General features: G+C 59.9%; 24 protein-coding genes and 1 tRNA gene. 14 read left to right on the forward strand and 11 right to left on the reverse strand.

Features of this window, described 5'->3' with window-relative positions; translation table 11 throughout:
* Positions 1-38: 38 nt before the first annotated feature.
* The 8 genes from tolR (at position 39) to EGJ68_RS04130 (ending at position 5,612) form a co-directional block, all read left to right on the forward strand.
* On the forward strand, positions 39-431 hold the full coding sequence (gene tolR, locus EGJ68_RS04095) for a protein TolR (RefSeq protein WP_123034033.1): 393 nt from the start codon (positions 39-41) through the stop codon (positions 429-431).
* Positions 428-1,219, forward strand: coding sequence for a cell envelope integrity protein TolA (gene tolA / locus EGJ68_RS04100; protein ID WP_233248663.1), 792 nt, complete (start codon positions 428-430; stop codon positions 1,217-1,219). The genes tolR and tolA overlap by 4 nt, the downstream gene beginning before the upstream one ends.
* The gene (tolB, locus tag EGJ68_RS04105) at positions 1,219-2,520 is read left to right on the forward strand and encodes a Tol-Pal system beta propeller repeat protein TolB (RefSeq protein ID WP_123033245.1); all 1,302 of its coding nucleotides are present in this window, start codon (positions 1,219-1,221) and stop codon (positions 2,518-2,520) included. The genes tolA and tolB overlap by 1 nt, the downstream gene beginning before the upstream one ends.
* 50 nt (positions 2,521-2,570) lie before the next feature.
* The gene (gene pal, locus EGJ68_RS04110) at positions 2,571-3,095 is read left to right on the forward strand and encodes a peptidoglycan-associated lipoprotein Pal (RefSeq protein WP_123033246.1); all 525 of its coding nucleotides are present in this window, start codon (positions 2,571-2,573) and stop codon (positions 3,093-3,095) included.
* A gap of 14 nt (positions 3,096-3,109) precedes the next feature.
* Positions 3,110-4,066: a tol-pal system protein YbgF gene (gene ybgF / locus EGJ68_RS04115; RefSeq protein ID WP_123033247.1), complete on the forward strand. Its 957-nt coding sequence runs from the start codon at positions 3,110-3,112 to the stop codon at positions 4,064-4,066.
* Positions 4,067-4,079: 13 nt separating this feature from the next.
* Positions 4,080-4,775, forward strand: coding sequence for a 7-carboxy-7-deazaguanine synthase QueE (gene queE, locus EGJ68_RS04120; protein WP_123033248.1), 696 nt, complete (start codon positions 4,080-4,082; stop codon positions 4,773-4,775).
* Positions 4,759-5,460 (forward strand): 7-cyano-7-deazaguanine synthase QueC, encoded by a 702-nt coding sequence (queC, locus tag EGJ68_RS04125; protein WP_123033249.1) that lies wholly within the window; start codon positions 4,759-4,761, stop codon positions 5,458-5,460. Before queE ends, queC begins: the two co-directional genes overlap by 17 nt.
* Before the next feature lie 76 nt (positions 5,461-5,536).
* A tRNA-Lys gene (locus EGJ68_RS04130) sits at positions 5,537-5,612 on the forward strand.
* 23 nt (positions 5,613-5,635) lie between these two features.
* Here the strand turns inward: EGJ68_RS04130 and EGJ68_RS04135 are convergent.
* The 3 genes from EGJ68_RS04135 to surE form a co-directional block, all read right to left on the reverse strand.
* Positions 5,636-6,730: a tyrosine-type recombinase/integrase gene (locus EGJ68_RS04135; RefSeq protein ID WP_123033250.1), complete on the reverse strand. Its 1,095-nt coding sequence runs from the start codon at positions 6,728-6,730 to the stop codon at positions 5,636-5,638.
* A gap of 215 nt (positions 6,731-6,945) precedes the next feature.
* Positions 6,946-7,812 (reverse strand): phage integrase N-terminal domain-containing protein, encoded by an 867-nt coding sequence (locus EGJ68_RS04145; RefSeq protein ID WP_123033251.1) that lies wholly within the window; start codon positions 7,810-7,812, stop codon positions 6,946-6,948.
* 1,719 nt (positions 7,813-9,531) lie between these two features.
* Positions 9,532-10,311 carry a 5'/3'-nucleotidase SurE gene (surE, locus tag EGJ68_RS04155; protein WP_123033253.1) on the reverse strand — a complete coding sequence of 260 codons (780 nt, stop codon included), beginning with the start codon at positions 10,309-10,311 and terminating at the stop codon, positions 9,532-9,534.
* Between the two features lie 120 nt (positions 10,312-10,431).
* Here surE and EGJ68_RS04160 point away from each other — a divergent pair, with 120 nt between their 5' ends.
* The 6 genes from EGJ68_RS04160 to EGJ68_RS04185 all read left to right on the forward strand — a co-directional run bounded on the left by EGJ68_RS04160 (position 10,432) and on the right by EGJ68_RS04185 (position 16,878).
* Positions 10,432-11,676 (forward strand): thiolase family protein, encoded by a 1,245-nt coding sequence (locus EGJ68_RS04160; protein WP_123033254.1) that lies wholly within the window; start codon positions 10,432-10,434, stop codon positions 11,674-11,676.
* Positions 11,673-13,211, forward strand: a complete 1,539-nt coding sequence (locus EGJ68_RS04165; protein WP_123033255.1) for an AMP-binding protein — start codon at positions 11,673-11,675, stop codon at positions 13,209-13,211. Before EGJ68_RS04160 ends, EGJ68_RS04165 begins: the two co-directional genes overlap by 4 nt.
* A gap of 89 nt (positions 13,212-13,300) precedes the next feature.
* Positions 13,301-14,023 (forward strand): GntR family transcriptional regulator, encoded by a 723-nt coding sequence (locus tag EGJ68_RS04170; RefSeq protein WP_123033256.1) that lies wholly within the window; start codon positions 13,301-13,303, stop codon positions 14,021-14,023.
* A 211-nt stretch (positions 14,024-14,234) separates the two neighbouring features.
* The gene (locus EGJ68_RS04175; RefSeq protein ID WP_158283484.1) at positions 14,235-14,975 is read left to right on the forward strand and encodes an SDR family NAD(P)-dependent oxidoreductase; all 741 of its coding nucleotides are present in this window, start codon (positions 14,235-14,237) and stop codon (positions 14,973-14,975) included.
* Positions 14,976-15,197: 222 nt separating this feature from the next.
* Positions 15,198-15,980: an SDR family NAD(P)-dependent oxidoreductase gene (locus tag EGJ68_RS04180; protein ID WP_158283485.1), complete on the forward strand. Its 783-nt coding sequence runs from the start codon at positions 15,198-15,200 to the stop codon at positions 15,978-15,980.
* Positions 15,981-16,239: 259 nt separating this feature from the next.
* The gene (locus EGJ68_RS04185) at positions 16,240-16,878 is read left to right on the forward strand and encodes a GntR family transcriptional regulator (protein WP_158283486.1); all 639 of its coding nucleotides are present in this window, start codon (positions 16,240-16,242) and stop codon (positions 16,876-16,878) included.
* A 42-nt stretch (positions 16,879-16,920) separates the two neighbouring features.
* Here EGJ68_RS04185 and EGJ68_RS04190 read toward each other — a convergent pair whose 3' ends face one another.
* From EGJ68_RS04190 to EGJ68_RS04225, 8 genes are read right to left on the reverse strand one after another with little or no spacing between them, the layout of a single operon-like run.
* A complete protein-coding gene (locus tag EGJ68_RS04190) occupies positions 16,921-18,114 on the reverse strand; it encodes a thiolase family protein (RefSeq protein WP_123033260.1) in 1,194 nt (397 codons plus the stop codon).
* 4 nt (positions 18,115-18,118) lie between these two features.
* Positions 18,119-19,573 (reverse strand): pyruvate carboxylase, encoded by a 1,455-nt coding sequence (locus tag EGJ68_RS04195; RefSeq protein WP_123033261.1) that lies wholly within the window; start codon positions 19,571-19,573, stop codon positions 18,119-18,121.
* 6 nt (positions 19,574-19,579) lie between these two features.
* The gene (locus EGJ68_RS04200) at positions 19,580-20,947 is read right to left on the reverse strand and encodes an acetyl-CoA carboxylase biotin carboxylase subunit (RefSeq protein ID WP_123033262.1); all 1,368 of its coding nucleotides are present in this window, start codon (positions 20,945-20,947) and stop codon (positions 19,580-19,582) included.
* Positions 20,948-20,955: 8 nt separating this feature from the next.
* Positions 20,956-21,483 (reverse strand): acetyl-CoA carboxylase biotin carboxyl carrier protein, encoded by a 528-nt coding sequence (gene accB / locus EGJ68_RS04205; protein ID WP_123033263.1) that lies wholly within the window; start codon positions 21,481-21,483, stop codon positions 20,956-20,958.
* Position 21,484: 1 nt separating this feature from the next.
* A complete protein-coding gene (locus EGJ68_RS04210; RefSeq protein ID WP_123033264.1) occupies positions 21,485-23,266 on the reverse strand; it encodes a pyruvate, phosphate dikinase in 1,782 nt (593 codons plus the stop codon).
* 2 nt (positions 23,267-23,268) lie between these two features.
* Positions 23,269-23,874: a hypothetical protein gene (locus tag EGJ68_RS04215; protein ID WP_123033265.1), complete on the reverse strand. Its 606-nt coding sequence runs from the start codon at positions 23,872-23,874 to the stop codon at positions 23,269-23,271.
* A 3-nt stretch (positions 23,875-23,877) separates the two neighbouring features.
* Complete coding sequence (locus tag EGJ68_RS04220; RefSeq protein WP_123033266.1) at positions 23,878-25,362, reverse strand: class I adenylate-forming enzyme family protein; 1,485 nt, start codon at positions 25,360-25,362, stop codon at positions 23,878-23,880.
* A gap of 2 nt (positions 25,363-25,364) precedes the next feature.
* Positions 25,365-26,921 (reverse strand): hypothetical protein, encoded by a 1,557-nt coding sequence (locus EGJ68_RS04225; protein WP_199227913.1) that lies wholly within the window; start codon positions 26,919-26,921, stop codon positions 25,365-25,367.
* Between the last annotated feature and the right edge of the window lie 72 nt (positions 26,922-26,993).

Here is a 26,993-nt window from a genome sequence, read left to right on the forward strand (position 1 = left end):
CCGCCGCCGTGTCCAGATCGCGCGACAAGCACCGTGCCATGGCCGACATCAACGTCGTGCCCTATATCGATGTCATGCTGGTATTGCTCATCATATTCATGGTTACGGCGCCCATGCTGATGCAGGGCGTTCAGGTCGACTTGCCCACTGCCGACGCCGACCCGGTGGAAAACCAGGACAGTGAGCCGTTGATCATTTCGGTCGATAGTGCAGGGCAGTTGTTCCTGAACCTGGGTGAGGAAGAAAGCCAGGCGCTTTCGCTGGCCACAATTACCCAGCGGGTGGGTGCGGTCATGCGCCGCAGCCCCGAGAAACCGGTGCTGGTATGGGGGGACCGCGCTGTGCCCTACGGTGAGGTGGTGACTCTGATGGCGGCCCTGCAGGAAGCCGGTGCACCCAGCGTTGGACTGGTGACAGAGCCACCGCAGTGAACTCGCTGTACGCCAAACCGGCCACGCCGCGCATCATCCTGCGCCCTGCGCTGGCTACCCTGGCGTTACACGCGCTGGTCATCTTCTTGTTGGCGGCAAACTGGACCTTTTCCGACGAGCGCGTGGTCAAGCCCAAGCCGGCACCCAAGGTGATCAATGCCACGCTGGTAACGCTCGCCGAGGCGCAGCCAAAGCCCGCGCCAAAACCGGAGCCCAAGCCTGTCGCCAAGCCGCCGCCGAAGCCTGAGCCCAAGCCTGTCCCCAAGCCGGTGGTAAAGCCCAAGCCGAAACCCGAACCGAAGCCGGCCCCCAAGCCGGCGCCGAAGCCCGAGCCAAAACCCGCGCCCAAGCCGGTTGAGAAACCCAAGCCAGAGCCCAAGCCAGAACCCAAGGGGCCCACCGCGCAGGAGCTGGCGGAACAGGCGCGGCAGGAAGCGGCCCAACGTGAGGCGGCGGCCCAGGCGGCGCGCGCAGCGGCGGCTGCGGCGGAACTGGCGGCGAGTTATGCCTCACTGATTCGCCAGACCGTCGAGCAGCGCTGGAGCCGCCCGCCCACCGCGCGCAACGGTATGGAGGTTTTGTTGTCCATACAGTTGATACCCACGGGCGAAGTGGTCAGTGTGAGCGTGTTGCGCAGCAGTGGTGACACCGCCTTCGATCGCTCGGCGATTGCCGCGGTCGAGCGTGCCGGCAATTTTCCGGAGCTGAAGAACCTGCCACCCCGGGAATTTGAACAGAACTTCAGGCGCTTTCGCCTGCTCTTCCGACCAGAGGATCTACGTTACTGATGAAACACCTGACAGCAGTGCTGGTAGCGACCGTGGTCGCGCTGGCAACCCTAAGCGCCCGGGCTGAGTTGGTGATCGAGATCACTCAGGGCATGGACAACCCCACCGCGATCGCTGTGGTGCCTTTTGCCTGGCAGGGCGGTGGCACCGCGCCCGAGGATGTGGCGCAGGTGATCGACAACGATCTGGCTCGCAGTGGTCAGTTCGACCCGGTCGGGCGCGGCGACATGCTGGCCCGTCCCTCCACCCAGCAGGAAGTGTTCTACCGCGACTGGCGAGCGATCAACACCGAATATGTCCTGATCGGGCGAGCCTCGGTGACCGGCCAGGTGCAGATGCGCATCGAGTACGAGCTCTTCGATGTCAATCGCCAGGCCCGGGTGCTTAGCGGCTATGAGGAGGGGCATGTGAATGAAGCGCGCATGCTGGCGCACCGCGTTGCCGATGAAGTCTATGAAACGCTGACCGGTATTCCCGGCGCCTTTGCCACACGGCTGCTGTATGTGTCCGTCACCCGCAATCCCGCTGGCAAGGACTTCTACCGTCTGACCCTGTCCGACTCCGACGGCGCGCGGCCCATCGTGTTGCTGGAGTCCCGCGAACCGATCATGGCGCCGTCCTGGTCACCGGATGGCAAACACATCGCCTACGTGTCGTTCGAGACCAGCCGCCCTGCTATTTACCGTCAGGAGCTTGCCAGCGGTGCGCGGGTGCAGCTCACCAACTTCCGTGGCCTGAACGGTGCACCGGCCTGGTCGCCGGACGGTAATTCCATGGCCATGGTGCTGTCGAAAGACGGTAACCCGGATATCTACCTGATGGATTTGCGCACCCGCGAACTCACGCAGTTGACCCGGCACTATGCCATCGACACAGAGCCCACCTGGATGCCGGATGGCCGCTCCATCCTGTTTACCTCGGACCGCGGTGGACGCCCGCAGATCTACCGCTACGACCTGCGCACCGGCGCGACTGAACGCCTGACCTATGAGGGCAGCTACAATGCCCGGGCGCGCGTGGCCCAGGACGGGCGCAACCTGGTTATGGTGCATCAGGCGGGGGGCCAGTTTCATATCGCGCTGCAGGACCTGGTCACCAACCGCCTGCAGATCCTCACCAGCACTGATCTGGATGAAAGTCCCAGTATCGCGCCCAATGGCTCTATGGTATTGTACGGCACCAAGTCCGGGGATCGTGGCATTCTGGCTGCAGTATCCGTGGATGGAGGCGTGAAATTCCGTTTACCGGCGCGCGAAGGCGATGTCCGTGAACCGGCATGGTCACCATATATGAGCCGCTAGCGCGGCTGTAGTAGCCAATGTCATTCATCTATTCGAAGGAAAGCAAAGCAATGAAACAACTGACTGTTGCCGGTAAGGTGCTGACCCTGCTCTTCGCGGCAGTGTTTCTGGTCGCCTGTTCTAGCAAGGACACCAAGGACGATTCCGCTGCGGCCGATGCCGCTGCTGCAGAGGCTGCGGCACGCTCCGCGGCCGAGCGCGCAGCGCTGGAAGACGCGGCGATGGCCGAGCAGCGCCTGCAGGACGCCGTGGCCGCTGTAGGGAATGTGTTCTATTTCGACTACGACAGCTCCACCCTGAAGCCCCAGGCGCAGGCAGCGCTTGACGCGCACATCGAGCTGCTGCGCACCAACGATCGCAGCGTGCGCCTGGAAGGGCACACCGACGAGCGCGGTACCCGCGAGTACAACATGGCTCTGGGTGAGCGTCGTGCCAACACGGTACGCGACTATATGGTCGTCAACGGCATTGCCAGCTACCGTATCGAAACGGTCAGCTACGGTGAAGAGCAGCCTATCGCATACGGTTCCGGCGAGGCCAACTGGTCCCAGAACCGTCGCGTTGAGCTGAAGTAAGGCGCGGGTAGCGCATGCTGCTGTTTGGCAAAGCGTTCACTCGAGCGCTGCTGGCAAACGGGCTGGCCCTTGTAGTCGGCCCGTTCTGCGTTCTGGCACAAGCCCAGGACTACATAGACGTGGAAGCTGAGCGCGCGGCGGCCGAGGGTCGTGCGGCGAGTTCCGCCCCTGCGTCCCGTTCGGCGGGGCAGGGTGCCCAGCCGGCACAAGCCTATCCGGTTACCAGCTATGGCATTGGCACGGCCACCAACCCGGAACAGTCCGCTTCCACAGTGGCTCCGGTCGCGCCAGCGCCTGTTGCCGCCGCTGGCGGTAATGCCGGGCAGTTGATGCTGCAGGTACAGCAGTTGCAGCAGGAGGTCATGCGCCTCAACGGGGTTGTCGAAGAGCAGGCTCACGAGCTGCGCACCTTGAAGAGCCAAAGCCTGGAACGCTATCTCGATATTGACCGCCGCCTGAGCCTGTTGGCCGGTGGTTCGGTCGACGGTGCAGAACTGCCAACCGCGGGCCCGGCTGCGGTGGATTCGACTGCGGCAGCAGCCCCTCGCCCCGAGGCGGCTGGCGCTGCTGCCACAACGGAGCAGCCCGGTGAGGCGGCGGCCTATCAGGCGGCCTATGCGCTGGTGCGCGGCCAGAAGTTCGATGAGGCCGTCAGTGCTTTCCAGCAGTTCCTGCGCGACTACCCTGCAGGCCGCTTCACCCCCAATGCACACTACTGGCTGGGTGAGTTGTATCTGGTTACGACCCCGCCCGATGTAGAGTCCGCGCGACAGTCCTTTATGTTGCTGCTTGATCTGTATCCTGCCGACTCCAAGGTGCCCGATGCCCTGTTCAAGCTGGGCAAGATCCACTTTACCAAGGGGAATCGGGATCGCGCCCGCGAGTTTTTTGATCGCGTCATCAATGAGTATGGTGCCTCCAACAGTGCGGCGGTGAAACTGGCTCAGGACTTCATCAACGAGAACTACTGACCCCGGTCAGCCCATGACAAGTACTTTATCGACCAGCGCCGGCCCGGCTCCTGATGCCGTCGGCGACCCCACGCTGCGGATCACCGAGATCTTCTACTCACTGCAGGGCGAAGCGCGTACCGTGGGCCTGCCTACCGTGTTCGTGCGGCTCACCGGATGCCCGCTGCGTTGCGTTTACTGCGATACCGCCTATGCCTTCAATGGCGGAGAGCTGCGCGCGATGTCCGGGGTGCTGGCCGACGTGGCTGCATACAGGCCGCGTTATGTGACGGTGACCGGTGGCGAACCCCTGGCCCAGAAAAACTGTTTGCCACTGCTGTCCGCGCTGTGCGATGCCGGTTACGAGGTTTCGCTGGAGACTTCCGGCGCATTGCCGGTGGACGAGGTGGACCCCCGCGTGGTGAAAGTGCTCGACCTGAAAACGCCCGCCTCCCAAGAGGCCCACCGCAATGATTACAGCAACGTACAGCACCTCACACCTCACGATCAGGTGAAGTTCGTGATTTGCGACCGCGCGGACTACGAGTGGGCACGCTTCAAGCTGGATGAGTACAACCTGGCGCAGCGCGTGTCGGATGTGCTGTTTTCCCCCAGCCATGGCCAGCTGCACGGGCGCGAGCTGGCGGCATGGATTCTCGCCGATAACCTCCCGGTGCGGCTACAGCTGCAGCTGCACAAACTGTTGTGGAACGATGAGCCCGGTCACTGAGCGCCCGGGCACGGGGCAGCGTGCGGTTATCCTGGTATCCGGCGGCCTGGATTCCACCACGGTGCTCGCCATGGCGTTGCGGCAGGGCTATGAGTGCTACACGCTGAGTTTTGATTACGGGCAGCGCCATCGCGCCGAATTGGTGGCGGCAGAGCGTGTATCGACCGCGCACCGCGGTGTACAGCACAAGGTCGTTACCCTCAATCTCGACAGCATCGGCGGTTCCGCCCTTACCGATCCCGCTATCGCCGTGCCCGAGGAGGCGACAACAGGAATACCGGTGACCTACGTGCCGGCACGCAACACCGTGTTCCTGTCCATTGCGCTGGGCTGGGCCGAGGTGCTGGATGCCCAGGCTATTTTTATCGGGGTGAATGCCGTGGATTACTCCGGCTACCCCGACTGCCGCCCGGCCTACATTACCGCCTTTGAGGAAATGGCCAATCTTGCCACCCGTGCTGGCGTGGAAGGGCGGCGGCTTACCCTGCACACGCCCTTGATGCATCTCTCCAAGGCCGAAATCATTGCCGCAGGTATCGGCCTGGGTGTCGACTACGCGCTCACCGTCTCCTGCTACCAGGCTACCGATGAAGGTCTGGCCTGCGGCCGTTGCGATGCCTGCCGACTGCGGCGCGACGGTTTCCTGCAGGCTGGCGTTGCCGACCCGACGCGTTACCGGGCATAGCGGGTCAATTGCCGGCGTTTGACGTAAAAAGCACTTGAGTTTTATGGTCAAATCCGTACTATACGCACCTCCTCCGGGGCCGTTAGCTCAGTTGGTAGAGCAGTTGGCTTTTAACCAATTGGTCGCTGGTTCGAATCCAGCACGGCCCACCACTTTCCCCTTCAAAATCAATTGCCTACCGCGCACCGGCGCTCTGGGTTCGGTGCCGCAGCACCACCAGTGCCGGAGTTTTGCCGGACTTTCCTGAACACACCCGATTTGCCGCCTCAATGAGCTCCTCCAGCTCCGGCGCGGAGTAGTGCGTGGTGATGTCGCCGTTCCTGTGGCCCAGCAGTATTTTCCGGGTTTCCAGGGGCACACCGGCCGCTCGCAGGCGGCGACCGAAGGTATGTTTCAGGTCGTGCACCCGGATCGGCAGGCCCAGCTTGCGCCGGACCGTTTTCCAGCCATTGTTGTTGATGCTGCGTACCGGACGGCCGTAGTAGGTGAAGACGCGCTGCGGGTGTTGCCCGCGCACGCTGTCGATCACTGACTTTGCCACCCGGTTCAGTACCACCAACCGATCCTCCCGGTTCTTGACCTTTGCTCCCGGAATAAGGAATACCGAGGTGCCCAGTTCCGGCACGTCGATCTCCCAATCCCACTGCAAGCTGCAGACCTCGCCATCCCGGCAGCCGGTGTTCACCTTGAACAGACACATCCGGCTCAGGTGATCCGGCAGCGCCTTGAACAAACGGTGTTGCTCCTCCCAACTGAGCGGGTAGGGGCGCCTGGCATCGTGTAGCGGCAGCAACTGTATCAGCGGTGCCGACTCCAGCCAGGTCAAACCGTGTTCATCCCGCCACAGCCGGGCACTGAGGTTGAGAACCCGGCGCACCGTGGCCAGGGCGCCGTTGACGGTCTTGTTCTTCTTGCCCTCCTTCTTCCTTTGATCTATGTAGGCCTGCAGTGTGCCCATATGGACCTGATGCAGCGGCAGTTCGCCGATGTACGGGTCCAGCTCTTTGAGATGGAAGGCGTAGGTCCGGAGGGTGGCCAGGTGGGTGTTCTCCTCGAGAAAGCGCGTGGCTGCCTCGCGGAAAATGCGCACCGGCCGTATGCCGAATACTGACGCCTGCCTGATCTCCTCAACCCGGCGGGCCAGTATCAGCTCCGCCGTTTTGAGTTCGCTCGTTCCAGTGCTTTGGTGAATGCGATGGCCGAGGACCTGCTTGTCGATATGCCAGATCCCACCCCGCTTCCGCAGCCCGGAGTTTCGATTGCGTCCCATAGTTCATCTCCTCGATGTCGTGCGGGACGCCCGTTGCACCGTTTATATTGGTCCACCCAGGCGTCCATTTCAAGGCGGTCGAAGGCAACACCCTGGCTGCCGATGCGAAGTTCCGTCAGGGCAGGGCGCACCTCCCGATTGAAGCGATTGCGGTCCATGCCCAGGTAGTCGGGGGCATCGCGGAGTCGGATGAGGCGGGGCTGGATCTGCATGGTCTATCTCCCCAGGTACACCGCGGTTATTTGCTCCCGGACATGGCCCAGCTCCCTGCTGATGGCCAGGCGCGCCTTTTGATCCGCCTGCTGCTGTGCCGAAGTGAGGTCCTTTTTGCTGGGCCCGCCGCCGTGTGGGGAAGGCCAGCCAGTGAGCTCCAGGTAGCGTTGCTGGGCGTAGGCATGGCGCAGGCCGTGCATTTTGGAGAGGCCGGCATTGGCCGTATGGCGCTCGTAGATCCTGAGCTGCTCGATATAGCTGCGCCCGCCGGGGATCAGGGCGCCCAGTCCAGCCAGCCGCTTGGCCTGTTCCAACAGGACGCGCTGCTTTTTGGTGCGGATCGGCACAGTGCGTTCCCGTCCGCCCTTGGTCCAGCTGGCCTTGAGATGGAGATGGTCGCCTCGATCCGCCCAGCGGGGCCGGATCTTGAGGGCTTCCTCCCTACGGAGGCCGAAGGCCTTCTGCAGGCGGAGGCTCATGCGCACATTCTCGTCCTTGACCTGGTCAAGTTGCTCCCGTGCCAGCCCCTTGGCCTTGCTGTTGTCGGACACGAACTGACGGTCCGGTATGCCATAGAAGTCATTGGAACCAGCCACCACGGCCCGCTTGTTAACCTTCTCCGCCCACCAGCGTAAACAGCTCATGCGGTTCTTGATGGTGCCGGGGGAGAGGTTTTGCCCCTGCCAGTGGTCGACCAGGGCCCTGACATGCTTCTGCTTCAGGGAGGTGGCCTGCAGCTGCCGGAAGCCCAGCTCGTGCAACTGGTTGGCGATGGCCGTCAGCTGCCGTTCCCGGCCAACTCGGGTTTCAAAGCTGCCTTCGTGGCTGTGCCGGCATAACATTTTCAGTTGGTAGTTCAGGTCGCGCATAGTGTTGATCCTTCGGTGAGTGTTTCTGATCACCTGGCAACAGAAGCTGCGCAGGCCCGCTAGGCGGAACGATCACGGGACACCAATCCCGGTTGACCTGAATGTGTCTGGCCATAGACAGCACGGTGTGTTTTCTAGGGAAAACTGGCCCGTGCAAACCAACGGTTATCCAGCCTGAGGCTGGGTGGAATTACCTCCTGAGTGAAATGGGCAGAACACGCTGACCGCCAGAGTGTTTGCGTGGTTAAAAAAGCAGTGGGCGGCCGAGGACGCAGCCCCCGGCAGCAACTGCGGCGTTTGAACAAACCCTTGGAAGAGCGGGATGGATTGGAAGGTGCGGCGACCCAGGCTGTGGGGCACCGTGATGGTTCGAAGATGGACCCGGTCATTACTGACTGCTGCGTCAAGAAAGGCCCTGGCTGACGCGTTCAGCAGATTCCAATACTACCGGAATCTGCCTACCCCGATTGCGACTGCAAGGTGGGGTCTCCTTGCCACTTTTCCGTAGTGGCCACGGGTAAATTCGCTACTGTCGGGAGTATAGACCAACAGATAATGCGTTTGTCACAAAAAACCCGGTCAAGTTGCGGCGGGGTTTTTTCCCGTCGCATCCGGACGGGGTTTGTGGTGCCAGTGGCACCACCTGCACCAAGTCCTGCCGGGTTACGGGTTGCGTGGGAATGAGACAGGTCTGGACGCTCTTTCGGTTGTTTCCGCAGAAACCAGGCGGTTCTGAGTGAGTGCTTGTTGCGGCATGGGCGGGGGACAGCGCCCACGTCACTACCCGCTGCGCTGGGCAGTGACTTGGGCTGGCATCGGCACGCAGGCGACAACTGATGGCTCTCAAAGCGAGGACCACGGCCGGGAGAACTGGAAACCCCGTCACTACAGGTCGGGGCTTTTGGTTCAAATGGACGCACTTGCGGTTAGGCGCGACGGATTAAGACGGTTCCGGCTGGAAACCCCGTCAGCTCTCGACGGACTAAGTGGTGCCATTGGCACCACTTACCCAACCCAGGGCGGGCGGGGTTTTTGGTAGACTTATCGGTGGTATTGAAGTAGGCGCCGCGGATGTTTCCGTTGTTGTCACTGTCGATGCTGTCCTGATTGATAGCTGTGACAGACGAGCGTGCAGGAGGGCTCGCAGAGTCTGAAGTTGGATCCCTTTTATCCTGAGCCTTGGATCGCCTGACATTGTCCCGTTCTAGTCGCTAGGGAACCCAGATTGAAGGTTAGCCCAACTCAAGGTTAGGAGTGGGCGCAGCCATTTCTACTATTCCAAAGAAGATATCGGGAACATTTTGCGACGACGAATATCCTAAACCATCATGCCGGCAGCCACCAGGAATGGACTGGAATGGAATTCAATGGGTACACTGTGGCTATTGAACTTCCATCAGACAGCTGGGATGCTAATACTAAAAAGGCATAACCCGGTGGATATTTACATCTATAATCGACAGCCTTTCGTGGTAGTCGCTGGGTCTGAACACTGCATGGCAAAAATAAAGTCCGAAATAAACAAGTCCCTCGAATCCTGGATATGGGACGCCGCCTGCTCTATCCGCGGGGCCAAGGACGCGCCGAAGTACAAGGATACAACTCCCCGCTGCGCTGGGTAGTGACGTGGGTCACATAGTCAGCTTATCGGGTTCTGAGTGACAAAGGCCAGGCACAGCTGGCCAGCCGCCTGCGCCACCATTTTTGCTACATACCGTGTTAATCGCGATTCAGTGTCATGCCGGAGAGAGCCGCGAACATCGCGCGGTTTGTCATATCCACCTGCAGTGGGCAGACGGAGATCGCCCCATCCGCCATCGCGCGCAGATCAGTGCCGTCCGCATCGCCGCCCGCATCCGGTTCCAGGTGAACCCAGTAATACGGTATCTGCCGGTTATCCACTCGGCCTTCGGTTTTGAACGCTCCGGGCGGACGCCGGCCCATGGACACGACCTGAACTCCGCTGACCGCGTCGGGGGTGACCGGTGGGAAATTAATGTTGACGAAGGAGCCGGCGGCTATCCCACGCTCAAGTATCTGCTCGACGACGGGTACGATATAACGTTCCGAGGTGTCCCAGGGCACATCGGCGCCACGCTCGAATACCTGGCTGAGTGCAATGGAGGGAATGCCCATCAGCGCCGCCTCCATGGCGACCGCGATTGTGCCGGAGTAGTGAATCTCATCCGCGAGATTACCGCCTCGATTGATGCCCGCGAGCACCAGCGTCGGCAGCTCTTGCATGATCTCCCGCAGAGCCATCAGGACACAGTCGGTGGGCGATCCCTTGATCGCGATATGCCGGTCGTCTAGCTGCCTGAGACGAATGGGAACGTGCATAGAGACCGAGTGGGAGGCTCCGGATTTTTCCTCATCCGGCGCGACCACCCAGACGTCATCACAGTGCTCTCTTACTGCTTTTTCGAGCAGTCGTATGCCTGGGGCATGGATACCGTCATCGTTGACGATCAGCACCCGGTGGTTGGCGAGTCGAGTCATTGTATTCTCTCCAGGACGATGCGCGGCATGCACCGGCGCAGTTGATAAGCAATCACGCAAGCATGGTACATTACTACTATTTTGTCATACAATAATTCGTCATCACAAAGGCGGAACAACATGAGCGATGTATACATAATCGGAGTAGGCATGACGCCATTCGGGCGCTTCCTGAATCGGTCGTTGACTGATTTGACAGAGGAAGCCGTGCGCCTGACACTTCGGGATGCCGTTCTGTCGCACGACGATATCGGCGCAATTACCTTCGCTAACGCGACTCAAGGTGCCATGGAGGGGCAGTTCGGTATTCGCGGGCAGGTTGCCCTGTCCGGACTGCCATTCGACAGCGTGCCTATCATCAATGTGGAGAACGCCTGTGCCAGTGCCTCCACGGCCTTTCATATCGCCATGACCCAGATACAGGCGGGGCAGGTGGATATCGCCCTCGCCATCGGCGCTGAAAAGATGTGCCACACGGACTCGACCCTTTCCATGGCAGCGTTCCAGGGTAGCTGGGACCGCGCCAACAGCGAGAATACTGTGGACAGGCTGGAAGCGATGTCTGCCGCTGTACCCACGCCCGAAGAAGAAGCGGCGCGCGAGAGCACACGCACCGTGTTCATGGACATCTACGCCGCCTTTGCCAAATACCACATGGGACGTTTCGGCACGACCCAGCGGCAGATCGCCGCCGTGGCCGCCAAGAACCACCGCCATTCGGTTGCAAACCCGCTGTCTCAGTACCGCAAACCCTTCACCATCGACGAGGTACTGGCCAGCCGGTTGATCGCCTGGCCGTTTACACTGCCAATGTGCTCGCCAATTAGCGACGGTGCCGCCGCCGCGATACTCTGCAGCGAATCGGCACTCAAGCGCATGGCACATCCGGGTCGGGCGGTAAAGGTACGGGCGTGCTGCTTGATGAACGGGGGACGCCGGGAGCACACCGAGATCGAGAAACATATCTCCCGCCGCGCCGCTCTCAGGGCCTACGAGACGGCAGGCGTGGCGCCGGCGGATATAGACGTCGCGGAATGCCACGATGCCACCGCCTTTGGCGAGATCCAGCAGAGCGAGAATATGGGGTTCTTCGACTTCGGCGAGGGCGGCCCCGGCGCGGAGAGGGGGGAAACCACTCTTGGAGGGCGCATACCTTTCAATCCCTCGGGGGGATTAGAATCCAAGGGTCATCCCATAGGGGCAACGGGCCTTGCACAAATTCACGAGTTGGTGACGCAACTGCGCGGTGAAGCGGGTCCGCGCCAGGTCGCTGGGGCAAAACTGGCCCTGCAGGAAAATGGCGGCGGTTTGATGGGTATCGAAGAGGCCGCGGTAGTTGTCAGCATCCTGGAAGCCTGCAGATGAATGTCGCACAGCTGCTGGAAAACACAGCCCTGAGTTACCCCAAACGACCTGCGGTCTCCGTTGGGTGCCGCGCAGTACTTGATTACTCGCAGCTCGGGGAGCGCACGGCCCGCCTCGCTTCCGCCATCAGGAACCATGCTGGCGACAGCATGACGGTTGCGATCACTACCCCGAATTGCCCTGAATACCTGGAAATACTCTATGCAACCTGGCATGCCGGACTGGCCGCGGCCCCGATGAATGCCAAACTCAGTGCGAGTGAGCTTGCTTTCATGGTGCGGGACTGCGGCGCGCGGCTGGTATTCACAAGCGCGGAGCAGGCCGCGGAACTGCAAGCACTCCTCGACGACGTGGCCATTCTGGTTCCTCGCAGCGCGGACTACCATGTCGCGCTGCAGTCACCGACCGCGGCTATCGCGGATCGGCAGACAAGTGACCTGGCCTGGATCTTCTACACCAGCGGCACCACCGGTAAACCCAAGGGGGCAATGCTTTCCCACGGCAATCTCATGGCCATGACGCTGGCCTACTATGCCGATATCGACTCTCTGGGAGAGCACGATGCGCTGCTCCACCTGGCGGCGACCTCCCACGCGTCGGGCCTGTTCGGATTGTCTTTCGTAGCCAAGGCCGGCAACAATGTCCTGCCAGAGAGTGGCGGCTTCGAAGCTGCGGAACTCGCCACTCTGATCAATCATTATCCGAAGCTCTCCTTCTTCATGCCGCCTACACTCCTGCGGCGTCTCGATCGCTATCAGGCACTTGTGCACGCAAACCTGGACAACGTGAAGGCGGTGCTACTGGGCGCAGCTCCCATCACCCCGGCGGACCTGCGTACCGGTTACGCGATGTTCGGGGCAAAACTGTGGAACGGCTACGGCCAGGGCGAAAGCCCCTGTACCATCACGGCCATGAGTAAGACCATGATCGCTCAGTGTATCCGCGAGCAACGCGAGGACCGCTTGGCATCCGTGGGTATTGTGCGAACAGGCCTGCGGATCGCCGTGCTCAATGATGAAGGCCAGCCACTGGCTCCCGGCGCGACCGGCGAGATTGCTGTCAGCGGCGCAACCGTCATGCAAGGGTATCTGAACCGGCCGGATGCCACTGCGGAAACGGTGGTTGCGGGCTGGCTTCGCACTGGCGACATCGGCCGTCTGGACGATGAAGGCTATCTCACACTGCTGGATCGGAAAAAGGACGTGATCATCTCCGGAGGCATGAATATCTACGCCCGTGAGGTTGAGGACGTGCTGCATGAGTCGAGCGATATCGCCGATATCGCCGTCATCGGCCTGCCGGATGCAGAATGGGGTGAAAGTGTACTTGCCATCGTAGTGGCGTCGCCCGGGTCAGTGCCGGATCTCGCGGCACTGGACGACCTCTGCCTGGCGCGCCTGGCGCGTTTCAAGCGACCCAAGTACTATTATCTTGTGGGCGACCTGCCGCGGAATGCCAGCGGGAAGGTGCTTAAGAGGCAGTTGCGCGATGAAATGACTCTAATAGATCCCGGCGCATTCCTCAAACCCCGGTAGTTACTGCCAAGAGTCGCTTGCCCTGTTAATATTCCAGATGGGAAAAGTTCTTTTACATTCGCGTTGACAGGATGCGGGGGAATTAGTGGATGAGCGGGTTGCAAAAAACGGAGCTGGGAAAATCAAAGAAACGCGTGAATAAAGGCGGCAATTCACCGGATATTATCGTCAACTGGATTCAGGAAGGGCTCTACAACGGTCGCTATGTGCCCGGGCAGAAGCTGGTGGAGGCGGACCTGATCGCGACCCTGAATATCTCTCGTGGCCCAGTACGCGAGGCCCTCAAGCGGCTGCATGGCAAGGGCATACTCAGGCAGATACCTTTCCGTGGTGCGCACATTCGCGCATTTTCTCGCAAGGAAGCCGCCGACCTGTTGACGGTCCTTGAACCCTTGACCTCCTTGATGGCCAAGCTGGCTGCGGAGGCCGTCGCAGCCGGGGTTTCGACACAGCCGCTGGCGGACATTCTGCAGTGGATCGAAAAGTTCCAACGCGGCAGCGTTAACGATGTGACCTTCGTTGGCAAGCGTCAGCACCTATACCAGACCCTAATGGAACTCGGTGGCAACGTTGAGCTGCCCTACATCATGCCCACGGCACAGCTACACCTACTGCGCCTGCAGTCATTTCCCTATCTCGACAACGAGCAGCGACAGCAGGTGATCGACGAGTACCTGCGAATTATTGACGCGGTACTCAATGGCGATGCGATCCGCGCCGCCCGGGTTGGCAAACAGCACGTACAGGCCGCGAAAAGGCGCGTGGCGTCACTTCCCGACGAAGTGTTTCCTGACTTCCGGGTCGGCGACTGAGATCTCCGGACGTTTTTCCTGCCGCGACTCGACCATGACCTCCGCAAGAGAGAATACGCTCGACCAGGCGCGGCTTGGGTGCTGTCCCCGCGCCTCCGCATTGACTTGCGTCGGTTCGCTATCGCGCTGAAGCCCCGTCTCATCTAGATCGCGCACCGGATGTATAAACTCGAATTATAAGAAAATTGCATAAAATGTGAGGTATTTAATTTTGGCGACACTTGTTCTTGGCGGTTCGCGGGGAATCGGGCTGGAAATCGCAAGCGCATTTGCGCGCGACGGCAATCACGTATTCATTAACTACGCTAACGATGATGCCGTCGCGGATGAGGCGGAACGACGCATCCTGAACGAAGGCGGAAGCTGCACACTGGTCAAGGCGGATGTGTCGACGCCAGCAGGCTGCACGGCGATTGCGCAAGCCGTACGACAAGTAGCCGGCCGCGTCGATCAGCTTGTGCACAGCGCTGTCATGGCTTACCCGACCAGCATCCTCGACGCAGAGCCCGCGCGTTTCGACAAGGCGGTGTCGGTGAATGGCCTGTCCCTGCTGTATATCACTCAAGCGCTGGCGGGCCTGCTAGTTCGCGGCAGCACTATTTTTTATTTAACAAGCCGCGGAGGCCGCACGGTGATCGAGAACTATGTCGCTGTCGGTGTCAGCAAAGCGCTTGCGGAAAGCCTCGTGCGTTACATGGCAGTGGAGTTGGCCCCGCGCGGTATCCGGATCAACAGCATCGCGCCGGGAATTGTCGAGACAGATGCCGTACGTGCAGTCTTCGGGAATAATGCGAGCAGTCTCGTAGCTCAGTCGGCGCAAAAGAATCCTAGTGGAAGGGCGGTGCAAAGCGAAGACTATGTCGCACTCATGCGTTTCCTAGCCTCACCGGCGGCCGAATATATCACCGGCCAAACTTTTTTCGTGAGTGGTGGAGCGAATCTGCACGCGTGACGACGATCCGGTATCTGCACCGGTGTCTTCAAGGAAATTATAGATAGTTGGCGGCGCGTCTGCCCTGAGGCCGCAGTCAGCTGTGCTGGAGTCCTGAGAGAGCGTGGTTTCGTCTGGACAAACGCAACAATATAGGACAGGATTGTCCTACCTAATGAGCGGCTGCGGTGCGGGAGTGCTTCCCTGGTTCCACAGCCACAATAAATGTATAAGGGAGATCATATGGGACGTTTACAGGACAAGGTAGCGATCGTCACGGGCGCCGGCTCGGGGATTGGACGCGCGTGCATGGAGCTTTTTGCCCGAGAGGGCGCGAAGGTTGTCGGATGCTCCAGGACGCAGAGTAACCTGGACGAGACGCTGGCCAACGTCACGCGTGACGGCGGCAAGGGTATTGTGGTGGCGGCGGATCTGTCCACGCCCGAAGGCGCGCAAAAGCTGGTGGATGCCACCATTGCCGAGTATGGACGCGTCGACGTGCTGCTTAACGGCGCGGGTGTCGGTTATTCCTGGGAGAAGACGCACGCAGGATCAATGGGTTCGGTGACGGACACTACCCCCGAAATGTGGCGCGAGGTCATGGCCATTGATCTCGATTCAATCTTTTACATGTCTCGGCTCGTGATTCCACACATGAAAGAGCAGGGTGCGGGGTCGATCATCAACATTTCATCCGTGCTGGGGGTCAAGGGGCACCCGGATGCCCATGCCTACACTACGGCCAAGGGCGCGATCGTCAATTTGACGCGCTCACTGTGCGCTGCCTACGCTCTTGATGGCGTGCGCGCGAACTGTGTCTGCCCCGGCTTTATCGACACCCCGATGATTGAAACGCATATCTCCCTGTTCGACGATGAGGCAGTGGCCGACCGCTTCTGCCCCATGCGCCGTACCGGTACCCCGAACGAGGTAGCATATGGTTGTGTTTATCTGGCATCGGATGAATCAACGTACACAAATGGTTCAATCATTTTGATCGACGGTGGCACTTCGGCGCGTATCTAGTGAGCAAATGCCCGGGGCCTGGCTCCGGCTCTGGGCACCCTGGTGTTACTATGCGGAGGCGCTTGGGGCACACAGCGGCGCTGTTTTGGTGGCCTGAAAAGTCGCAGGCAATTGATTCGAAAAGTGGCACCACTGGAAAAGTGGCGGCACCAGCAACGTGCTAGATGATATGGTAGAAAGCAAGAACAATTTGACGGGAAGCCGGCGAGAGCCGGAGGCGGCGGGTTCAAGCGTCTCTGTCAGTTCCCCGCGTCGCGTCATGGAAGCAATCCTTTCCGGTATCAAGAAGGGACGCTATGTCCCGGGACAGCGGCTTATCGAGGCTGACCTGACTCGTGAGTTGAAGGTCAGCCGGGGGCCGGTACGTGAGGCTTTCAAGCGACTAGCCGGCGAGGGCGTTCTGGTGCTGAACAAACACCGTGGTGCCTTCGTTCGCGCGCAGTCGCGTGACGAGGTCCGCGACATGATGTGTGTTCTGGAGGTACTGGCGGGGCTTGCGGCGAAGTTGGCCGCCCGTCATATCAATGAAGGCGACAATCGGCAACGACTACAGGAAGTTTTCGAATCGGCGATGCATGAGGGTGAGGAGGGCGAGACGCTTGCGTTTCTCGACGAACGACGACGCTTCTACGATACGCTGTACGACATCGGCGGTAATCGCGAGCTGCAGCACATGGTGCCGCGCATGCAGATCAGCCTGTTACGTCTGCAGTTCCAGGCCTTTGTGTCCCGCAAACAGCATGAAAGCCAGCTCAAGGAATTGCACTCAATGGTTGAGGCTGTTCTCATGGGCGATCCCAAAAAGGCCGAGCGCACCGCCCGAGCCCACCTGCGTCGCCGTCGACTCAGTCTCACTACATTGCCTGACGACGCTTTCGCTGCCGCAGCCCAGCACTGAACGACAGTAACGGCCGGGTGCCGTACGGAGCACTGCGAGCGGCTACAGGCGCCGCACCAGGGTAGCGTTTGCCATGCCACCGGATTCACACATGGTCTGTAAACCGTAGCGTCCGTTGGTTTCCTCAAGCGTTCTCAGCAGATTACCCAGCAGACGGCCACCCGAAGCGCCCACAGGATGTCCCAGGGCGATGGCGCCTCCAAACTGGTTGATCTTTTCCTGATCCGCAGCAAAGTGCTTTTGCCAAGCCAGCACTACGGACGCGAACGCCTCATTGACCTCGAAGGAGTCTATGTCATCGAAGGAAACCCCGGCGCGGCGCAGCAGCTTCTCTGTGGCCGGTATGATGCCGGTGAGCATAAACAACGGGTCGTCGCCGGTCACTGCGAAGGCTTCGACGCTGGCCCGCGGGGTTAGGTTGAGACGCGCGGCGGTGCTTTCCTCCGCAATGAGGACCGCACAGGCGCCGTCCGTGACCTGGCTAGAGTTGCCGGCACTGACGGACCAGTCGATTTCCGGGAACCTCTCCTGCATCGTCGGATCCCTGAACGCCGGTTGCAATGCTGACAGCTTGTCGAACGTGGTATCCCTTCGCAGTCCCTCGTCCCGGGCAACGGGTGATGAGTCGTGGTTGCGACTCGGAAGCGGCAGGATGTCCCGGGCCGTGCTCCCACTATCTTCCGCAGCGGCAGCAAGTTCATGCGAGCGCAATGCCAGTCTGTCCTGTTCCTCGCGGCTAATGTTCCATTTCGCCGCAATCAGTTCTGCGGCAATACCTTGACCCACGAGTCCCTCTGGATAGCGGGCATGGTGGGCACTGCCCATGTTGTCCTTGCCCATACGGTTCGCGCGCATGGGCACGCGGCTCATCATTTCCACGCCGCCGGCCAGGACGAGATCACAAGCGCCGGCGATTACGCCCTGGGCCGCGAAATCCACTGCCTGCTGGGCGGAACCACACTTACGATCCAGTGTCACCGCGGGCACGGATTCCGGGAAGCCGGCTGCAAGTACCGCCTGTCTGCCGATGTTTCCCGATTGTTCGGCCACCTGAACAACGCAGCCGGTGATGACATCCTCGATCAGCGCCGGGTCCAGGCGGTTACGTTCTACTATGGCCGACAGGACCTGCGCGTACAGGTCCACGGGGTGCCAGTGCGCCAGAACGCCCGATTCGCGGCCTCGCCCAAAGGGCGTTCGAATCACATCTACGATAACTGCGCGTCGGGTAGCCATGGCATTACTTCCTCAGAGTGACGCTGAGGTTCTGCGACTCAATCTGAACCAATGGCGCTTTCGCCACTTTCATCAATCGACCCACCTCTGCCAGTTCGGGTGAGGAGAGCATCGGGTAGTCCCGCTGCACCGGTCCCGCTTCGCGCATTCTCTTTAAATCCGCCTCTGGCATCAGCGCGCGCAAAATCAGCTCGTCCGGATCGCGAGTACCATACTCCTTGTAAAGCTCTTCCTCGGTCGGTTGCTGCGGTGGGTGTGCGGCGACCTTCTTCGCCCGTGGAGAACTCATGATGCGGTCGTAGATGTTTTGGTCGATCGGCGCTACCGGATCCCCGTAGAAACCGGCAGCATACTGGATGACCTCGTCAGGAACGATCTTGTACCGCTCGCCATTGACCATGTTGAGCACTGCCTGGATGCCAACCAGCTGGGAGAAGGGCGTCGCCATCCCCGGATAGCCCAGTTCGGCACGAACCTTGGCGGTCTCCATCAGCACGTCATCCATTCTGTGGCTCAGGTTGTGCTTGGCCATTTGCGCGCGCAGCGTACCGATCATGCCGCCTGGTATCTGGTGGCTCGCCGACAGCACATCGTACTCATGGGATTGGTTGACCAGAAAGCCGGCAGCCTTGCCGACCCTCTCGAAGTGTTCTGCGACTGGGGGCAGCAGGGACGTGTCGATGTTATGCGTATGCCCCAGCAGCTCGACGTTGCGAGCCATGATTTCGGTGGATGGCACCGAAGGTCCGTTCGCCATGGGGCGGCTAGCGGTGTGCAAAATCTTTACACCCAGTTCTATGGCGTCGCAATAGGCTTTTCCGGACATGCCCAGTATGTTGTTCGAGTGGAACTCAATCGGTTTACCGCGCGCGTTAGCCTGAATAGCCGGTATAAGAGTTTGCATCCGCTCCTTGTCCAGAACGCCGGCGGTATCGTAGAGGAGGATAGTGTCGATATCAGGGCAAACGGACAGTTTGTCAGCCTTGTCGGCGTAGTATTCATCGGTGTGTACGGGGCTGGATGTGAACATGATGGAGCCGGCAACTTCTGAGCCGAATTCCTTGGCCACTTTCGCCAGACGGTGCATCTTGTCGATGTTGAATAGAACATCGTAGATCCAGAAGGAGCGGCAGCCGTGCACGTTCAGTTGGCGCATCCACATGTCCATCATCGCATCCGGCGTTACACCAAAAGTTACCGAGGCATTGGCACGCATGCCTCCGCGAATCGGCGTGTTCGGCATGGCCTGGGTCAGCAGGTCAAGGCTCTCCCATGGGTCTTCACTGTTGACCCGGATCTGGACCTCGAACATCGAAGACCCCGCCAGGTCGATTACCCGAAAACCGCTTTTGTCCAGTGTCGGAGCCACAGGCAGGGCCATACCTGCACGCATCTGCATACCCCAGAGGCTCTGCTGTCCGTCCCGAAGTGTCTCGTCCAGAAATTCAATATGCGCCATTGCGCGTTACTCCTCTCGATTGGCGAACGCTTGCAGACCGGTTTGTTCCAGCCAGCGTGTGGTTATCAGGTTGTTGTGGAAATCCGGATGCCGAATGATGAAGTGCTGCAAAGGCATGTTGGTCTTGACGCCCGCAAGCGAGAATTGGCGGATCGCTTCGTCCATACGTAGCAGTGCTTCCGTGCGATCGTTTCCGTATACGATCAGCTTGCCGACCATGCTGTCGTAATAAGGGGGGATAAGCGCACCTTGGCTACAGAATGTGTCGAGGCGAACAAAGTCCATGTCCGGCGGCTCCCAGGTGGTAAGACGCCCAGGGCTGGGCAGAAACCCGTGATCCGGATCCTCGGCGTTAACCCGGCATTCGATGGCGTGGCCGTGGAGGACGATGTCCGATTGTTGCAGATCCAGGGCTTCACCGCCGGCGAGCCGTAGTTGCATGGCGACCAAATCTCGTCGTGAAATGAGTTCGCTCACTGGGTGCTCGACCTGGATCCTGGCATTGACCTCAATGAAGTAGAATTCACCGCGCTCGACGTCGAACAGGAATTCCACCGTACCCGCATTGCGGTAATTCAGGTCAGAAGTCAGCTTCACGGCGGCCGCATGCAGCTCGGCGCGAACTGTATCCGGCATGATTGTACAGGGTGCTTCTTCGATCAGCTTCTGGTAGCGGCGCTGCACGGAACAATCGCGCTCGCCAAAATGCAGCACGTTCCCTTCACCGTCACCGAAGACTTGAACTTCAACGTGCCGGGCACTCTCGACAAAGCGTTCGATGTACAGTGATCCATCGCCGAATGCTGCGCGTGCTTCTTCCGAGGCCTTGTTGAAAGATGCCCTGACGTCTTCTGGTCCTCGCGCGAAGAACATGCCGCGGCCGCCCCCACCCGCCGTAGCCTTCATGACCACTGGATAACCGATCTCACTTGCCGCGGCGCAGGCATCCTCTGCGGAGTCCAGTGCCGGGGTCCCCGGTACCAGGGGAACCCCGGATGCCTCTGCAATGCGGCGCGCACTGAGCTTGTCTCCCAGGGCCTCAATAGTTTCGGGACGGGGGCCGACAAACGCGATGCCGTTTTCCTCGCACAATCGGGCCAGGGCAGCTCTCTCGGACAGGAAGCCGTATCCGGGATGCAGGGCGTCACAACCCGCCCCCAGCGCTGCTTGCACGATCAGCCGTTCATCCAGGTAACTGCGTGTCGCTTCCGCCGGACCTACGATGACCGTGCGCTGGGCCATGCGCGCAGGGAGGCTTTCCGCGTCGGCCGCGGAGCTTCCGAGCACGGTCTCAATCCCGAGGGAGTGTGCCGCACGAAGAATACGCACCGCAATTTCGCCCCGATTGGCAATAAACAGTCTTGAAATAGCCATACTGCAGTCTATTCCGCAGGCTCGACGTAGAAGAGTGGTTGGTCGAACTCGACCATTTCCCCGTCCTCCACACAGATGTGCCGGACCGTGCCACGCATACCGGCATGCACAGGGGTAAACAGCTTCATAACCTCAATGAGGCAGATTTCAGTTTCATCATCGACCTCGGCGCCGAGTTCAACGTAGGGGGCTGCGCCAGGCTTTGGCGAGCGGTAAAAAATACCCAGATTTGGCGCCTTCACCACGACATAGTTGTCCGGAATTGGCGCACTCTCCGCTTTAGGGGTGGCGGTAGGCTGGGCCGGCGCCACGGCAGAGCCGCTGGAGGGTTGTTGGGGGACGGGAGCGGGCGCCGAGGTCACTGGAGCCGCTGGTGCCGGGGGCGTCTGGGTGCTTTGCCAGGGCGCTCCTGCGGAGTTCGGGTCGCGCGACAGGAATATCCTGAAGTCCTCTACCTGTAGCGCCAACTCTTGCCACTCGGAGTCGTCGAAGATCTGGATCAGGTTCTTGATCTCGTTTGCAGTCACGTTCTTCATGTCAGTCGTTCTCTATTGATGGACTTGATTCCGGCGTGCCCCCGGCATGGATTGCTGCCAGTAGCGCTGGCAGCGTGGGTTCGGCAACAATGTATTCGAGACCCGCTTGCAGCGCGGCCTTTACGCCCTGCTCACTGGCAATCGCACCACCACGAGCACCGCGTGCACCCTTTATAAGCGCCGGCAGGTTGGCGGGGTCCGCCGCGTCGTCGTTGCTTTCAAGGTCAAGCGTATCCTGCGGTGCCTCATCGGGACGGTACACGGTGAGGGGACTGTGTTCGTGTGCCCAGGACAACAGCTCGGCGAGGCGGTCGTCTTCAGTCTCGCAGGGAGTGACGACCTTCAGGGCGCCGGCGTAGATCTTGCCGTTCTCTCCATCCACGGTGACCGTCTGGCCATGTAGCGAAGTGACGGTGCCGACGCCACAGCCAACCACGCTCGGCAGTCCCAGTGCTCGGCCTACGACGGCGGCGTGGGAGGTGGAACCCCCTTGTTCCGTAATGACCGCTCGTGCCACCAGCATGCCGTGCACATCGTCGGGACTCGTCGTCGCGGTTGCCAGGACCACGTCCTCTCCATCATGTGCACGACGTTCGGCTTCATCCGCATCGCTCACAACCGTGCCGACGCCAATGCCATGCGATACACCAAGACCGCTGGCAAGAACAGTGGCGCCATTGCTCACGCCCTCACCCAATCGCGGACTGAGGATACTGCGAACCTGGTCGGGATTGACCCGACGGATGGCGTCTTCGATCCCGATAGTGCCTTCGCGGTACATATCCACGGCGATACGTACGGCGGCCGCGGGAGAGCGTTTTGCTGTGCGTGACTGCAGAAAGTAGAGTTTGCCTTGCTGTACTGTGAACTCGATGTCCTGGACTTCCCTGTTGGTACTTTCCAGAGTTTGGGCGGCATGGATCAGCGTCTTGTAGGCATCCGGCGCGGCGGTTTTCATGTCATCAAGGTGTCCCGGCGTATATTTGCCGGAGACGACATCCTCGCCCTGGGCGCAGCGCAGGTATTCTCCATAGGGCACCGGTTCGCCGGTGAGCGGGTTCCGGCTGAACAGTACGCCAGTTCCGCTGTTCTGGTCCAGGTTGCCAAATACCATGGCCTGAACGGTAACCGCCGTGCCCAAATTGTCCGGGATGCCATGGTGTTTGCGATAGCGCTTGGCCCGGCGCGATGTCCAGGAGCGGAAAACGGCTTCTATGGTGGCCTTGAGCTGCTCGGTGGGCGCCTCAGGGACGGCTTGGCCAGCTGCCTTCTCGATCCGCGCGCGCCACTCCGACAGATTCTCGTTCTCACCCAACTCCGGAACCGTGACCCTGAGCACAATCTCGCCGTAAAGCTCATGAAAGCGGCGATAGGTGTCGCGGGCAAATTTATCATCGCCGGACTCAACTGCGAACGCCTGCATGGTCTCGGCGTTTATGCCGAGGTTGAGAACGGTGTCCATCATTCCGGGCATGGAAATAGCTGCCCCGGAACGGACGGAGACCAGCAGTGGCGAATGGCCACAGCCATACGTCCTGCCCGTTTGTTCTTCCAGCCACTGCATCGCTGCCTGTAGCTGATCGTCCAGCTCCGCAGGCAGCTCACCGGTTTCCAGGTAGGCAGCGCAGGCCTCGGTTGTAATCACGAAGGCGGGCGGGACTGGCAGCCCCTGGCGCAGCATATGCGCGATCGACCAGCCCTTGCCGCCAATAAGCGACTTTTCGGGCAGGTTGCTGCCATCCAGAGCGAGCAGCCATTTGCCATGGAGTGGAGTGGCGGCCATGCTCAGAATTCCTCTCGTTCGCGGCCCATGATCCGGAGCAGATCCTCATGCAACTCGAACCAAACGGTGTGGTAGCTCTCCATGGTCGCGTCGCTGACCCAACGTATATCCCCATCCTCTGCCTTTTCGAGCGCCGAAAGCAGCTTGTTGCTGTATCGATTAAGACGGGGTTCCTGGTTGCCAAGGCGCTTAAGAATGATTTCGACCCGCTCGTGGATATCGCCAATGCGGTCGATGACTGCGGAGTCGTAGGCCTCGTCCGAATGATCGTTGGCCACGGTCTGACCACCAATACCGATGGTCTGCCATTCTGTTATGGCCTGCTTCAGGTCGTTGTTAATGCGTTCGAAGTCTTGGTAGGTCGCAACGAATTCTTCGTCGCGGCGCAAGCTCCCATAAGTCTTGCTATACGCCGACTTTAGCGTTATCTGCCCCGTTGGTGTCAACAGATATTTGCCGTTTGCCTCGCTTGCGCGCCCCCTGGCTACTGCGTGGCCCACGAGTTCTTTTACCGTGTCACTTTGGAGTCCGGTGATGGAGCAGATTTCATCCACCGTCGCGTACTTCTTTACGGCAATACCGTGCATTACTAGTTGTAAATCCTGCATTCTCTATACCTCGTCAGCGGCGGCGGAGTCGCGATCCACGATAATTTCGCGGACCTTTCTGCGCAGGATCTTGTTTGCTGCGCTCTTGGGGAGCTCCTGCCAGATTTCTACGTCCTTGGGACACTTGTAGCTCGCGAGGCGGGATTTTGCCCACGTGAGAACGACACCGCTGTCGAGATCCGGACGTCCGGACACGACTGCGTGCACGCGATCCCCCCATTTCTCATCTGGAAGACCAACCACGGCTGCTTCAACGACGCCATCGCAGGACATGAGAACGTCCTCGACTTCTCGCGGGTACACGTTAAAACCGCCGGAGATCAGCATGTCATTTTTGCGGTCTAGTAAGTAGAAAAATCCGTCTTCGTCCATGGTGCCGATGTCGCCCGTGTGCAGCCAGCCGTTGCGCATAGCCTCTGCCGTCGCGTCTGGCCGGTTCCAGTAGCCTGCCATTATCTGCGGGCCGCGCACACAAATCTCTCCGGTCTCTCCGGGAGGCAGCCGCCGATCATCATCGTCGAGAACTGCGACGTCCGCAATGACGAAGGGGCGGCCACAGGAGCCTATGCGGCCGTGGTCTTCGGGCTTAAGGCAGGTGATGACCATTGGGCTCTCTGCCTGCCCGTAACTCTGTGCAAACACCCTGCCGAAACGTGACTCCGCGCGTTCGAGCAGCCGGGGTGAGATGGGTGAGGCCCCGTAGGCGATTCGTCGAAAATTGAGGTTCGCCTCGTTTATACCAGGCACTTCAAGAATCATTGCCAGCATTGTCGGGACTAGGAATGTCAGGCTAGCTTGTGTATCTACTGCAAGCCTTACGAACTCTTCGGCGTCAAATTTGGGCATGATCAACGAGTGCGCGCCGCGACATAGTGCCGGCAGGAAAAAGGCACCTGATGCGTGGGCGATAGGCGCCGCATGAAGAAAGCTGTCGCCCTCCCGAATATCCGGAACCAGGTCAGTAAGAAAGGCGGCCAGCTCGCTGAGCTCGCCGCGGGTGGACAGTGTCACGGCCTTGGGCTGTCCGGTCGTGCCACCGGTAAAGCCCAATCGCAGCGGCGCATCCATGTCTCGGTCTACCGCACAGACGCTGCTGTCGCCCTGTTCGGTCATTAGACCCAGCTCTTCGCGGTCGATGACATATTCGACGTCACCGCTCAGCTGTTCGGCGGTGTCGTGAATTACCGCCCGGCTGCCACTCTCGCCCAACTTGAAACGATGGTCCTCGATGTTTTCGCGTGTATTCATCCCTACCCGCACCAAGCCGCACTTGGCCAGCGCGTAATAAACTACGAGACAGTCGATGCTGTTGGGTAGCATCACACCTACGCGATCGCCGGGTTCGAGTCCCATAGCAAGCAGGCTGTTACCCAGGCGGTTTGTCGAAGCGTCAAACTCGCGGAAACTGACCGTCCTGCCGCCTTCGCTCAGACAGGGGGCGTCGCCGAAGTGCCTGGCCGCTCGGCTTATCAGGCTACTGATTTGCATGGCTATCCCCTGTTGCTTTTCTGGCGGAGTGCTTCCACCTCGTCACGGCGCAGCCCGGCGCCCTTGCCAACCAGGTTCCGGGAGTGCTTCTGATAAAGTTTGTAGAGTGCGTCAGCCTCGGGCGTGTCATAGCGGTACTTGACCGAGGTTTCGCAGAAAAGTCGGTTTTCCGCCTTGTGCAGCTCCGGCTGAAACTTGCGAACACGCGCGTTGTACTCGTCAATGCTCAGTGTGCCCTCGGTAGTGCGATAGACATCCTTTTTCTCATCCAGGTAGGTTATGCCAGGTTCCACGCCGCCAACAGTAGGTGCATAGTCGCCATCAAGAAGAATCGAGTATGGAATGGGGGAATAAATGCGCGTCGGAGCATCGTTGTGCATCATCATCATGTATTCGTTGATCTGGTGACTGGGAGCTGCGCCGACACAGATTTCGCCAAGCGCATCCCGGCTATACTCATCGTTCAGCAGAGGACGGAAACGCTCGGCGCGGTGATCGATCTTGATCCAGTCCTCCGGATCGTAGCAGCCGGCAATGTGTGCCAGATCCTTGATGATTGCGTAATAGGTGAGGGCGCCCGCATCCAGCATCTGGTCCCGCGACCAACCTGCCATCTTCTGCCACAGGCGGCTCATTGCGTCTTTCACCTTGTCATTCAAATCAAGGAAGGTCTGGGCGAGTTCTTCCCGGCTGCCCATTCCGACCGGCAGGAATCCGTCGCTCAGAGGACCTGAGGTATACAGGCCGACACCGACTATGTTCTCGTCCTTGAACTCTGGATCTGACTCGAAGCTGCCCCAGTCATCCATGATATTGAAGTTGACGCCGCGGGTGGCCATGGTAACCGTGAGGTTGTTGTAAGGCACGGCCTCGGCAACGTCGTCCAACCATGGGAAGTCGTACTCCGCTATGTCGTTGAAGTCCCGAACAATCATCTGTCGGTCATCGCCCAGATTGTAAGGGCCGTGGTTGTGCAGGCTGATGCGACTTTCACAGGCAATGAGGAATGCATACTGTGACGCGGAAGCGACGAATGCCTGCGCTGCCTGATGCAGCGGGTCGCCGACTTTACAGTCGTACAGATCCGCGTGGAACACCTGCAACTGCGCTTCGGAGTGAATCTGGCCGCGGTGGCCGCCCTCAAATGCCGTCAAGTGCCCGGAATTGCGGCGGAAAGACAGCTCAAAACGCTTCCAGAAATCAAGGATATAGGCTACGTCTTCCGCGGCATCCTGTGGCCGCAGGAGTCCCATGTTGATCATCCACTCGCGGCCCAGCAAGTAAAAACAGGGAAGGCCCCACATGGCGATCGCGTTGGCTTTCGCGCCCATGTGGCGGGCACGGTCGCCAACTTCCTCCGCACTCATGTGGTCTTCGATCTTGCGCAGCAGAGCCGGGTAGCGGTAGAAAGCGTTGAGGTAGGACATCAACATGTAGGCCGGAACCGGGAACAGCTTGGATTCCTGCACGGTGCGGGTGACGCATAGCCAGTAGGTTTCATCGCCGTTAATCTGCAGAAGATTGTTGCTTTCCAGTAGTTGTGCGTAGTCGAGTTTCATCAGGTCATTCCCTTATTGCTATTATCGCAGGCGTCACGCGAGCTAAGGTGACACGGGCTATCTGTTAGTGGA

The sequence above is a fragment of the Haliea alexandrii genome (assembly GCF_003719295.1).
In the GTDB taxonomy this organism is placed as follows: domain Bacteria; phylum Pseudomonadota; class Gammaproteobacteria; order Pseudomonadales; family Halieaceae; genus Haliea; species Haliea alexandrii.

Coding starts and splice junctions, on each gene's coding strand:
- tolR (WP_123034033.1), top strand. CDS start 39: ATGGCCGACATCAACGTCGTGCCCTATATCGATGTCATGCTGGTATTG.
- tolB (WP_123033245.1), top strand. CDS start 1,219: ATGAAACACCTGACAGCAGTGCTGGTAGCGACCGTGGTCGCGCTGGCA.
- pal (WP_123033246.1), top strand. CDS start 2,571: ATGAAACAACTGACTGTTGCCGGTAAGGTGCTGACCCTGCTCTTCGCG.
- ybgF (WP_123033247.1), top strand. CDS start 3,110: ATGCTGCTGTTTGGCAAAGCGTTCACTCGAGCGCTGCTGGCAAACGGG.
- queE (WP_123033248.1), top strand. CDS start 4,080: ATGACAAGTACTTTATCGACCAGCGCCGGCCCGGCTCCTGATGCCGTC.
- queC (WP_123033249.1), top strand. CDS start 4,759: ATGAGCCCGGTCACTGAGCGCCCGGGCACGGGGCAGCGTGCGGTTATC.
- EGJ68_RS04135 (WP_123033250.1), bottom strand. CDS start 6,730: ATGGGACGCAATCGAAACTCCGGGCTGCGGAAGCGGGGTGGGATCTGG.
- EGJ68_RS04145 (WP_123033251.1), bottom strand. CDS start 7,812: ATGCGCGACCTGAACTACCAACTGAAAATGTTATGCCGGCACAGCCAC.
- surE (WP_123033253.1), bottom strand. CDS start 10,311: ATGACTCGACTCGCCAACCACCGGGTGCTGATCGTCAACGATGACGGT.
- EGJ68_RS04160 (WP_123033254.1), top strand. CDS start 10,432: ATGAGCGATGTATACATAATCGGAGTAGGCATGACGCCATTCGGGCGC.
- EGJ68_RS04165 (WP_123033255.1), top strand. CDS start 11,673: ATGAATGTCGCACAGCTGCTGGAAAACACAGCCCTGAGTTACCCCAAA.
- EGJ68_RS04170 (WP_123033256.1), top strand. CDS start 13,301: ATGAGCGGGTTGCAAAAAACGGAGCTGGGAAAATCAAAGAAACGCGTG.
- EGJ68_RS04180 (WP_158283485.1), top strand. CDS start 15,198: ATGGGACGTTTACAGGACAAGGTAGCGATCGTCACGGGCGCCGGCTCG.
- EGJ68_RS04185 (WP_158283486.1), top strand. CDS start 16,240: ATGGAAGCAATCCTTTCCGGTATCAAGAAGGGACGCTATGTCCCGGGA.
- EGJ68_RS04190 (WP_123033260.1), bottom strand. CDS start 18,114: ATGGCTACCCGACGCGCAGTTATCGTAGATGTGATTCGAACGCCCTTT.
- EGJ68_RS04195 (WP_123033261.1), bottom strand. CDS start 19,573: ATGGCGCATATTGAATTTCTGGACGAGACACTTCGGGACGGACAGCAG.
- EGJ68_RS04200 (WP_123033262.1), bottom strand. CDS start 20,947: ATGGCTATTTCAAGACTGTTTATTGCCAATCGGGGCGAAATTGCGGTG.
- accB (WP_123033263.1), bottom strand. CDS start 21,483: ATGAAGAACGTGACTGCAAACGAGATCAAGAACCTGATCCAGATCTTC.
- EGJ68_RS04210 (WP_123033264.1), bottom strand. CDS start 23,266: ATGGCCGCCACTCCACTCCATGGCAAATGGCTGCTCGCTCTGGATGGC.
- EGJ68_RS04215 (WP_123033265.1), bottom strand. CDS start 23,874: ATGCAGGATTTACAACTAGTAATGCACGGTATTGCCGTAAAGAAGTAC.
- EGJ68_RS04220 (WP_123033266.1), bottom strand. CDS start 25,362: ATGCAAATCAGTAGCCTGATAAGCCGAGCGGCCAGGCACTTCGGCGAC.
- EGJ68_RS04225 (WP_199227913.1), bottom strand. CDS start 26,921: ATGAAACTCGACTACGCACAACTACTGGAAAGCAACAATCTTCTGCAG.